This window comes from Streptomyces sp. NPDC047917 (assembly GCF_043204345.1).
Classification (GTDB): Bacteria; Actinomycetota; Actinomycetes; order Streptomycetales; family Streptomycetaceae; genus Streptomyces; species Streptomyces sanglieri.
In genome coordinates this window covers 566,263-577,211 of sequence record NZ_JBIDCA010000002.1, presented here as the reverse complement: position 1 = coordinate 577,211, position 10,949 = coordinate 566,263, and the positions used below count along the sequence as shown (strand labels likewise).

6 protein-coding genes are annotated in these 10,949 nt (G+C 73.3%); 3 read left to right on the top strand and 3 right to left on the bottom strand.

What is annotated here, in order from left to right:
• Positions 1–67 precede the first annotated feature (67 nt).
• Positions 68–460 carry a hypothetical protein gene (locus ACGF8B_RS06230; RefSeq protein WP_342281425.1) on the bottom strand — a complete coding sequence of 131 codons (393 nt, stop codon included), beginning with the start codon at positions 458–460 and terminating at the stop codon, positions 68–70.
• Positions 461–826: 366 nt separating this feature from the next.
• Here ACGF8B_RS06230 and ACGF8B_RS06225 point away from each other — a divergent pair, with 366 nt between their 5' ends.
• Positions 827–3,034: an ATP-binding protein gene (locus ACGF8B_RS06225; RefSeq protein ID WP_392735240.1), complete on the top strand. Its 2,208-nt coding sequence runs from the start codon at positions 827–829 to the stop codon at positions 3,032–3,034.
• Positions 3,035–3,455: 421 nt separating this feature from the next.
• Here the strand turns inward: ACGF8B_RS06225 and ACGF8B_RS06220 are convergent, their stop codons facing one another.
• Positions 3,456–4,709: a hypothetical protein gene (locus ACGF8B_RS06220; protein ID WP_392735238.1), complete on the bottom strand. Its 1,254-nt coding sequence runs from the start codon at positions 4,707–4,709 to the stop codon at positions 3,456–3,458.
• Positions 4,710–5,101: 392 nt separating this feature from the next.
• Here ACGF8B_RS06220 and ACGF8B_RS06215 point away from each other — a divergent pair, with 392 nt between their 5' ends.
• The gene (locus ACGF8B_RS06215) at positions 5,102–8,227 is read left to right on the top strand and encodes a tetratricopeptide repeat protein (protein WP_392735237.1); all 3,126 of its coding nucleotides are present in this window, start codon (positions 5,102–5,104) and stop codon (positions 8,225–8,227) included.
• Positions 8,228–8,263: 36 nt separating this feature from the next.
• Here ACGF8B_RS06215 and ACGF8B_RS06210 read toward each other — a convergent pair whose 3' ends face one another.
• Entirely contained in the window at positions 8,264–8,455 is a 192-nt protein-coding gene (locus ACGF8B_RS06210) for a hypothetical protein (RefSeq protein WP_392735235.1), read from the bottom strand.
• A gap of 457 nt (positions 8,456–8,912) precedes the next feature.
• Between ACGF8B_RS06210 and ACGF8B_RS06205 the strand changes: the two genes are divergently transcribed.
• Complete coding sequence (locus ACGF8B_RS06205; RefSeq protein ID WP_392735233.1) at positions 8,913–10,874, top strand: protease pro-enzyme activation domain-containing protein; 1,962 nt, start codon at positions 8,913–8,915, stop codon at positions 10,872–10,874.
• Positions 10,875–10,949: the final 75 nt, after the last annotated feature.

Sequence of the window (10,949 nt, the reverse complement as noted above, 5' to 3'; positions counted from 1 at the left end):
GGGCGGTCGGCCGGTGAAGCGCGGGCCGGTGTTCCGGGGACCGGTGCCGCCGGGCGATCCTCGCGGCCTACGCGCCCGCTTCCTCCGGTCCTGTGTCGTCCGGGCCGGAGGAGCCGATCTGTTCGGCCCGCAGCGCCAGGTCCTGGAGCACATCGGCGGAGGTCACGTCCGTCTGCCCGGAGTCGTGCACCTGGGCCAGCATCGCGAAGGCCAGGGTGAACGCGCCGACCAGCTGCTCCACCGCACCGCCGACCTCCCGGCCGACGAGCGTCGCGATCTCCTCGATCGAGGCGTCCTCGGGGACGGTGATCCGGGGCATCGTCTCGTTGAGGAGCACGGTCACCACGCTGGGATCGGTCTCCAGGTCGTCGCGGTCGACGTTCTCTTCGAGCAGCCGACGGATCTCGCCCGCCTCCGTGAGGATGCCCACCACCCGCTTCACCACTTCGCTCTGCTCCATCCGGCGAGCATAGGCGCGCGGCGGTGCGGGCGGTGATCAATCGGCGCTTCCCGTCGGCGTCCCGGCCGGACCGGGGCCGTTCGCCGCGTGTCCGGCGGCTTCGCGGACTGCCCGACGGCTTCGCGGACTGCCCGGAGGCTTCGCGGACTGCCCGGAGGCTTCGCGGACTGTCCGGCGGCTTCGCCGCGTGTCCGGCGGCTTCGCGGACTGTCCGGAATATGCCTCTGGCACGTCCATGAGGCGGCACCCTGGGCAATATCAGGACATGCGGGAGGGTCCGGCCCCCGGCGAGCCGGATTTTTCGCTCGCCTGTGCGGAAAGGATGTTCTTCAGGAGACGGCCGGGTGACCGTCCGGAGGGGGACCGGTGCTGGGGCACGAGCACAGTGACAACGACTTGAGCGGTACGGTGCACGGCCCCGCGATCCAGTCGGGCAAGGTGTACGGCGGCATTCACTTCCACGGGGAGACCGCGCAGGAGGCCCGCGGGCCGAGGCCGCCCTGGCAGCTCCCGCCCTCGATCCGGATCACCGGCCGTTCGGCGGAGGTGAGCACGCTGGAGGGGCACCGCGCCCGTGCCACCCGGGAGGGGCATCCGACGCTGGCCGCGGTCAGCGGGCTGGGGGGCGTCGGCAAGACCGCGGTCGCGCTGGCCTGGCTGCACACCATCCGCCCGCACTTCCCCGGCGGCCAGCTGTACGCGGATCTGGGGGCCCAGTCGCCCGGCGGCCCGGTCGACCCGGGCGAAGTGGTCGGGCGGTTCCTGCGGGCCCTGGGTGTACCCACCCCGCAGGTGCCCCCGGCCCTGGCCGAACGGGTCGCCCTGTACCGGTCGTTGACCGCGGACCGGCGGCTCGTGGTCATGCTGGACGACGCGGCGACCGCGGCACAGGTCCGGCCGCTGTTGCCGGCGGGTCAGTGCGTGACCGCGGTGACCAGCCGGCGGCGGCTGCCGGGGCTGAGCGTCGACGGGGGCCATGTCATCCATCTGGAGCCGCTCGGCCGGGAAGCGGCGGTGGAGCTGCTGGATTCGACCCTGGCGGACAGCCGGGTGTCCGAGCAGCCCGAGGAGGCGCGAGCCCTGGTCGATCTGTGCGCGGGGCTGCCGCTCGCGGTGCGCATCGCCGGGGCCCGGCTGGCGGCGCGCCCCCGGCACGGCATCACCACGATGGTCCGGGCACTGACCGAGGAGCACGACCGGCTGGAGGCGTTGGCGATCGACGGCGACCACGATGTGCGGGCGGCGCTGGACCTCTCCTACCAGGGACTGCCGGCCGGGGCCGCCCACCTCTACCGGCTGCTGGGGCTGCACCCCGGGCGGGAGTTCGGCGGGCCGGTGGCCGACGCGGTCCTGGGCTCGGACGCCGCCGACGCGCTCGATGTGCTGTACGACGCGAGTCTGCTCATCGACGCCGGCCAGGCGGCCGGGACCGAGCGCTACCGCTTCCACGACCTGGTACGGCTGCACGCGGTGGCGCAGGCGGACCGGGACGAGTCCCCCGGGGCGCGGGCCGCGGCGCTGCGCCGCATCGGCTACCACTACCTGGCCAACGCCACCCGTGCGGAGGAGGTCATCGACCCCCAGCACCGCACCATGGCCCGGGACTACGGCCCCGACCCGGTCGTGGTCGCGGAGTTCGGTGACGGCGGCGCGGGCGGCGGCACGGGTGCGGCGGACGCCGCGCTGGACTGGCTCGAACACGAACTGCCCAATCTCATGGCGGTGCTCCGGATCGCCCGTCCGGCCGGGATCCCGGCGCTGGGCTGGCAGTTGGCCGACGCCATGTGGCCGCTGTTCCCGCGGCGGAAGTTCTACCCGGAGTGGCGCGAGGCGCACCGGGAAGGGCTGCTCGCGGCGGAGGAGTGCGACGACGGGGCGGCGGTGTGCCGGATGCTCACCTCGGGCGGCCTGGGCGAACTCGACATGGGCTGCCCGGAACAGGCGCTGGTGATGTTCGAGCGGGCCGCCGATGCCTTCCTGCGCACCGATGACGCGCTCGGGCACGCCCGGACGCTCAACTACCGGGGTCTGGCCCACCAGCGGCTCGGGGAGACCGACCGGGCCGCCGGGTTCTTCGGCCGGGCGGCCGCCGAGCTGCCGGACTGCGGCGACCGGCGGGCCGGCGCGCTGGCGCGGTTCAACCTGGCGGACGTCGCGCTGTCGCGGGGGCTGTACGAGGACGCCGCCCGCGAGGCCGGGGCGGCCCGCGAGGTACTGCGGGAGGCCGGTGACACGTACAACACGGCCCGCGCCGACGCGCTGGCCGGGCGGGCGTACCTCGGCCTGGGGCTGCTCGACCGGGCCGAGACGGGTCTGCGGGCGGCGCTGGACGTGCTTCGGCCCATGTCCGCCGACCACGAGACGGCCCGCGCGCTGGGAGGCCTGGCCCTGGTCTCCGAACGGCGCGGGCAGCCCGAAGTCGCCCGGCGGTACTACCGGGAGGCGCTGATCCTGTACTCCGGTGCCGGCGGTCCGGGCTCGGCCGACGCGCAGGAGGTGCGGGACAGGCTGGACGCACTGGGACCGGAGGCCCGGGAGAACGGCACCGCGGACGACGGCGGTGCCGCCGGCTGAGTGCGCGTGTTCCCGACGATCCGTACCGCCGTGGTGCCGAACTCCGCCACGGGCAGCCCGGCCACCAGCCAGGCGTGGGCGACCGAGGCCCAGATCGCCCACGGCGCGTCCGCCCGGCGCGCGTCCAGCGTCACCGGGCGGGCCGCACCGCCGAGGAGCAGCCAGCACCGGGGGCCGCGGTGCACGGCCACCACCAGGGCTCCGGGGTGACGGCCGGCCAGCGCCGTCGCGGACCGGGGCCCGTCTCCCCCGGCCACCAGCACATCGGCGAGCAGCGGCAGCGGGGACGGGGCGGGCAGCCGGACGCGTACGTGTTCGTCCACGACCGGGGCGCCGGTGGCCGGGTGCAGCAGGGTGACCTCGGTGCGGCGGACCGGTCCCCGGGCCAGGGGGTCCTCGTACAGCGCCACGGTGAGCGCGGTCATCGCACTGCCCCGCCGCGCTCGTCGTACCGCACGCCGAACGGCAGCGGCGCGTGCTCGGCGGCGAGTCGCACCGCGGGGGCCCGCAGGCGCAGCTTGCGGTAGATCAGCGTGCGCATCCGGGTGGCGAACCGGCCGGGTTCGGAGGTGATGCGGTCCGCGATCCGCTCGTACCGCTGCCGCCGGTAGAGCGCCGAGGAGCGGGCGAGCTGGCGGCCGAGCGGCCGGTCGCGGTGCAGCCTGGGGACGAGGGAGGCCAGTTCGGCCACCGGGGACCCCGGGTCGACGTCCGCCTCCGGCGCGCCCGCCATCAGGACGGGGACGCCGGTCATCGATCCGTAGAGCGAGACGGATCCGTGGTCACCGACGATGTAGTCGGCGGCGACGAGGGCGCCGACCCAGTCCGCGTGCTGGCTGATCACGGTGAGGCCCATCCTGCCCAGGGGCGCCAGCCAGCTGCGGATCTGCCATTCCCCGTGGGCGTTCCAGACGTTGGGGTGGAGCAGGAGCGCGATCCGGTGGTCGTCCCGGGGCAGTTCGGTGACCAGCCGTTCCAGGACTTCCGGGCTCTGCCCGAACAGGGAGCGCGGCCCCCAGGTGGAGCAGGCGAGCACCAGCCGCTGCCGGGCCCTGGTGTGCAGTGCCTCGCGGTAGAGCGCCCGCAGCGGCAGGCTCGCGGCGATGCGGTCGAAGCAGGGGTCGCCCACCACCTCCGCCGCGGGCAGCGCCTCGGGGCACTCGCGGCCGAGCCGGGTCAGTTCCTCGTGGTGCGCCAGCACGATCGACTCGGGTACCAGCCTGCCGTCCTGGACCAGCCACTGCCGGTTCAGCCCGTACACCCCGCGCTCCGCGACCTGGCGTCCGCGCTGCCCGGCCGGGACCAGCTTGTTGTGCCCGGCACCGTGCGGCAGCACGATCACCGGGGCGTGCAGGTCGTTCAGCCCGCCGTGGGCTGCGGACAGCGCCAGGTCGAAGGGCATCTGGACCGCCTGGTGCCAGGGCAGGACCAGCCCGCCCAGCTCCTCCAGGAAGGAGTCCACCCCGTGACTGAACACGTCGGGCGCCGGGGTGAAGAAGACCTGTACCCGGGCGTCGCCCTCCAGCAGCCGTACCGCGTCCAGCAGCCGCTGTCCGGCGGTCACCGTATGCACGACGGCCAGCACCCTCCGGCGGATCTGCCGGGTGGCCCAGCGGTCCACGTCCAGGCGCATCGGCACATGCGGCCGATGCGTTTCGGCCAATGTCAGACTCATAGAATCGTTCCCCCGATTCCTCGTCCTCGGACCGGTGGCCCCGTCCGAGACACCGCGTCGTTTCGCGGCGCACGCCGAAGTCATGCCCGACGCGTTTGACGGGTCGCTTGCAGGAATCCTGCACTCCGGGTGCGGGCGGTCGCGGGCCGTTTCCGGGCGGCTCCGGGGGATCTTCCGGGCGACCGGAACGGCGGGTGGAGGGTGCGCCCGGTACGCGCCCGTGCGCCCTGCCTGCTCCCCGCGCCCGGCGCGACATTGGAAGGTCCGGCACACCCGTGCGGGCGCTGCCGTCGGCGGCAGGTAGCAGCGCACCCAGCGGGGGCGATGTGGAACTTCTTGCTCTGGGACCTCTTGAACTATGGCATCAAGAACAGCAGTGCAGGCTGGGATCGGTGAAAACGCGCTGTGTACTGGCCGTTCTGCTGCACGCGCGCGGTGAACCGGTCTCCATGGACGCGCTGATCGACCGGGTCTGGGGTGACGAACAGCCCGATACGGCCGTGAGCACCATGCAGACCTATGTGTCGAGGCTGCGCAAGCTGCTGCGCGCCTCCGTCGGCGATCTCATTCAGGTGGAGAGCCTGTCGCCGCGCCGGTACCAGCTCCGGATCGACGCTGGTACCGAGGTCGATGTCTCGCACTTCCAGCGGCTGCGCCAGGAGGCCCGTGCGGCGGCCGGGCAGGGCAAGCGGGAGCTGGCGATCGGTCTGCTGCGCACGGCGGAGGCCCGGTGGCGCGGCGAGCCGCTGCCCGAGTCCAGGAGCGACTGGGCCGCCTCGGTACGGGGCCGGCTGGTGGAGGATCTGCGCCGGGTGCGGGAGGAACGCATCGGGCTGGAGCTGGAGTTGGGGCGGCACGCCGATCTCGTCGGTGAACTGCAGGGACTGGCGTCGGAGAATCCGCTGGCCCAGCAGGTGATCCACGCGCTGATGCTGGCGCTGTACCGGTCCGGACGGCACGACGAGGCACTCGCCGTCTTCCGTACCACGCGGGGCAGGCTGCGCGACGGGCTCGGCATCGAGCCCGGTCCGGAGCTCCAGGAACTCCACCGGCGCATTCTCGAACAGGACCGTACGCTCCTGGAGACGGCGGTGAGCGCCGACCGGCAGGCGGGTCCGGGGCCACGCAGCAACCTGCCGCGCGACAGCCGCGACTTCACCGGCCGTGCCGCGGAACTCCGCGTACTGCTGGGCGACGTGATGACACCGGACGGCTCCGTCCCGCGGGGTTCCGGCCCGCCGGACGGCTCCGCCGCGTACGCGATGCCGCTCACCGTCGTCCACGGCATGCCCGGCATCGGCAAGACCACGCTCGCGGTGCACGCCGCCCACCGGCTCCACGACGCCTATCCGGGAGGCCGGCTCTACGTCGATCTGCACGGGTTCAGCGGGCGGGCGCCGTACGACCCCGCCGAGGCGCTCGCGGTGCTGCTGCGGGCGGCCGGGGCGGGGGGTGATCTGCCGGACTCGCTGGACCAACGGGCGGCGCGTTGGCGGGAGTGGACGGCACGTCACCGGGTGCTCGTGGTGCTGGACAACGCGCGGGACGCGGCCCAGGTGCGTCCGCTGCTGCCCGGCGCCGCGACCTGCCGGGCGATCGTGACCAGCCGGAACCGGCTCGCCGGGCTCGACGGCGCCACCTCGCTCCTGGTGGAGGTGCTGTCCGACGAGGAGGCCGCCGCGCTCTTCACCCGGATCGCGGGCGCCGACCGGGTCTCGGCCGACCCCGAGGCGCTCGCGCTCGTGACACGGGCCGGTGGACACCACCCCCTTCACATCCAGCTGCTGGCCAGCCGCTTCCGTCACCGGGAGTCCTGGAACCTGCGCCATCTGCTGGAGCGGCTGGCCGAGGCGGCCGACCCGCTGGACGAGTTCGACGACGGCGAACTGGTCTCGGTGTTCCGCTTCTCGTACACCGAACTGGCGGGCCCCACCCGTAAGCTGCTGCGCCACCTGGCGCTGCATCCCGGCCCGGACATCACGGTCGCCGCAGCCACGGCGCTCGTCGGCGCGCCTGCGGACGGCGCCCGGATCCGCCGCGCCCTGGACGAGCTCCACGACGTCCACCTTCTTGAGGAGCCGGCCCCGGGCCGGTACCGGCTGCACGATCTCACCAGGGCCTTCGCGCTGCGCATGTTCGCCCAGGCGGAACCGGAGGAGGCCCGGGAGGAGGCCGCGGGAAGACTGTTCGGCCACTACCTCACCATGGCGCACCACGCCGACCGGCACACCCGGCCGCACCGCCGGAGGCTGCCCCCGGGGCCCGAGTGCGCCTCGGCGTACGCCCCCGGGTTCCGTGACGCCGACGACGCCTCGGCATGGCTGGCGCGGGAGCGGGCCAACCTCCTGGCGGTCGCCCGTACGGCCGCCGGCGAGGCGCCCGCGTACGCGGCCCTCTTCCCGCACGTGCTCGCTCCGGTGCTCAAGCGCTGGGGCACCTGGGCGGTCACGAACGAGCTCTACGGGGCCGCCGTTCACGCCCTTCGTGCCCTCGGCACCCCGTACGCCCTCGCGCAGACGCTGATCGAGGCCGCCGACGTACTGGCGCAGACCGCTCCCGACGAGGCGCTGAACTGTGCGGGCGAGGCGCTGGAGCTGTTCCGCGGTCTCGGCCACCTGCACGGCTGTGCGGACGCCCTGCTCCAGGCGGGCCGGGCCCATCTGGCGGCCGGGCGCGGAAGTGCGTCGCTGCGCGTCCTCGACGAGGCCCTGACCGGGTACCGGCGGGTCGGGGACCGCGAGGGCGAGGCGGGCGCGCTGAACGTCCAGGGCGCGGCGTTCTTCCAGGCGGGCCGTCACGGGGAGGCGCTGGGCAGGGCCCGGGCGATTCTCGGCATCTACGAGGAGACCGGGAACCTGCTCGGGCAGATCTACGCCCAGAACAACCTGGGCGAGTTCCATCAGAGCCAGGGGCAGTACGAGGAGGCGCTCACCCACTACGAACGCTCGCTGGAGCTGGCGCAACGGCACGGCGGCCGCCAGGAACTCGACATCCTGGACACCAACATGGGGGCCGTGTACCAGGCGACCGGACAGACCGCGCGGGCCCTGGCCTGCTTCCGGCGTTCCCTGGAGAGCCACCGGGCACACGGCGACGCGCTGGGCGAGGCCAACACACTGATCAGTCTGGGGACGATGTACGCGGCGACCGGACGCGCCGGCGAGGCGCTCGCCCACTTCCGGACGGCCGGGGAGGTGGCCCGCCGGATCGGCAGCGGTTACGAGTACATGCGCGCCCTGCTCGGCGCGGCCGACGCGCACCGCGCGTCGGGGCAGTTCGCCACCGCGTCGCGGACGTACGAGCAGGCTCTGACGGCGGCCCGGAGGACCGGTTCCCTGCTCGGCTCGGCGCAGGCCCTCTCGGGCCTGGCACACACGGCACTGGACACCCAACGTTGGGGCCCGGCCCGGCGCCACGGCACCCGGGCGGTGGCGCTGTACCGGAGGCTGGAGGCGTGGGAGGAGGCGGACGACCTGCGCCGGCTGCTCCTGGAACACCCCGAGGCGGCCGGCTCCTGAGCCGCTTCGCCCGGGAGCCGGACCCCGGTCAGGCGTCTACCACATCCACTGCTTCGTCTCCGCGCGCGCCATCACGACGCCCGGGGCCCCGGTCGTCGGCTGCTCGACCACGGACCGGAGACCGGAGACCGCTTCGCCCTGCGCATGGGCGAGTCCGCAGATGCCCGGAGCGAAGACGGCGGCAGCGGCGACAGAGGCCGCGAGGGTACGGAACCGGTTCTGGTTCATGGCTACAACTTTCTTGCTGAATGCACTACTTGAAAGATCCCCAGCTGATTTGCGGGGGGCTCGGCGCGAGACATTACCGGGATCATGACAATGCGTACCAACGTATTTGCCGGGCGTTCAACACGTGACGACAATGCTCGCGATCACCGGCTCGCCCCCCCCTGGTGCGGGCGGCCCCGGCGGCCAGGGCGATCCACCGCTCGACGGAGTGGCGGGGTGGGTGCGTACGGGCGCGGCCACGGGCTCCCCCAGGCCGGTCGCCCGCCCGACAAGGGCGCCACCACACCACATTTAGTAGATTTCCCTGCGAACTGCCCTGCGCATTGGCGCACTTGGTCGATTCTTGGTGAGTGCATGCCCCTTACATGAGGCGTTCCTCGCCAGAGTGACGCATTACATGTGCACAACATCCGGCACATGTAATCCACACGCGTAGACCCACATCGCAGGGGGTTGTATGAGAACCAGCCGCGCGAGAAGTCGCGCCGTGCTGAGCATGGCGGCGACGCTGCCACTGCTGGCCGGTGCGCTCGCCCTCGGGATACCGAACGCCAGCGCCGACTCCGCGCCGGGCGGGCGGGACGCGTTGCAGGGCACCAAGCCCGCATGGGCGACCGCCGGGGCGGACCTGGGAGCCACATCGGACAGCGGCAGGGTCAGCGTCCGGGTCCATCTGGCCGGACGGGACGCGAAGGGGCTGGCCGCCTATGCCGCGGCCGTCTCCGACCCGCGGTCCGCCTCGTACCGGAAGTTCCTGAGCGCCGATCGGGCACAGGCCCGGTTCGGGGCGGCCCAGCAGCAGATCGACCAGGTCGGCCAGTGGCTGAGGTCGAACGGGCTGACCGTCACCGGCAGCAACCGGCACTACGTCTCGGCCACCGGTGAGGTCGCCGCCGCCGAGAAGGCGTTCGGCACCCAGCTGCGCAACTACCGCAAGGGCGGCCGCACCTACCGTGCCCCGGCCTCCACCGCCTCCGTGCCCGCCGCTCTGAGCGACGCCGTGCTCGCGGTCTCCGGCCTGGACAACGCGCCGCACAAGTCGAGCCACGACGAGGCGCTGCCGCCGCCGGACGCGGTGTTCCGCAACTCCGGCCCCTTCTCCACGTACTACGGCTCGAAGACCGCCTCGTCGCTGCCCAGCGCCTACGGGGCCAGGGCGCCGTACGCCGTGAAGGGGTACACCGGCAAGCAGTTGCGCGCCGCCTACGGTGCGGGACGCTGGACCGGCAAGGGCGTCACCGTCGCGATCACCGACGCGTACGCCTCGCCGACCATCGCGAAGGACGCCGCCGAGTACGCCAGGCGCAACGGCGACGCCCCGTACCGCCGCGGGCAGCTCACGCAGGTGCTGCCGGACGACTACACGAGGACCGAGGAGTGCGGCGCGTCCGGCTGGTACGGCGAGGAGACCCTCGACGTGGAGGCCGTGCACGCGGTCGCGCCCGCCGCCGACATCGTGTACGTGGGCGGCGCCTCCTGCTACGACGCCGATCTGCTGGACTCGCTGAACAAGGTCGTCGACCACCGGCTCGCCGACATCGTCTCCAACTCCTGGGGCGATGTGGAGGCCAATGAGACACCGGACGTCGCGGCCGCGTACGACCAGGTCTTCATGATGGGCGCGATCGAGGGCATCGGCTTCTACTTCTCCTCCGGCGACGACGGCGACAACGTCGCGTCGACGGGTACGAAGCAGATCGACGTGCCGTCCAACTCCGCCTGGGTGACCTCCGTCGGCGGCACCGCGCTGGCCGTCGGCAAGCACGACAAGTACCAGTGGGAGACCGGCTGGGGCACGCTCAAGTCGAGCCTCTCCGAGGACGGGAGGAGCTGGGACGGCTTCCCGGGCGCGTACACCTCCGGCGCGGGCGGCGGCACCAGCTCGTCCGTGAAGCAGCCGTTCTACCAGCGCGGAGTCGTTCCCGACTCGCTCGCCCGGGCGAACGGGAAGCAGCGGATGCGCACGGCCCCGGACATCGCGGCCGTCGCGGACCCGAACACCGGCTTCCTGGTCGGCCAGACCCAGACGCTGCCCGACGGCTCGCTCGGCTACGACGAGTACCGCATCGGCGGTACGTCACTGGCCGCGCCGGTCATCGCCGGTGTCCAGGCGCTCGCGCAGCAGGCCGCGCACGGGCGGCCGCTCGGCTTCGCCAACCCGGCGATCTACGCCCGGTACGGTTCGAAGGCGTACCACGACGTCACCGACCACCCGCTGGGCCCGAACCGGGATCTCGCGGTGGTCCGGGTCGACTACGCCAACGGCGTGGACGCGGCGGACGGTCTGCTGACCTCGCTGCGCGGCCTGGGCAAGGACGCCTCGCTGAAGGCGGTCCGGGGATACGACGACGTGACGGGGGTCGGGACTCCGGCGGCCGGCTACGTGGACTCGTACCGCTTCCCGTTCCGCAGGCACTGAGCCACCGGTCCGCAACCGACGGCCGCCCCGGAGCACTGTCCCCGGGGCGGCCGTCGGCCGTGCGCACGGGGCGCG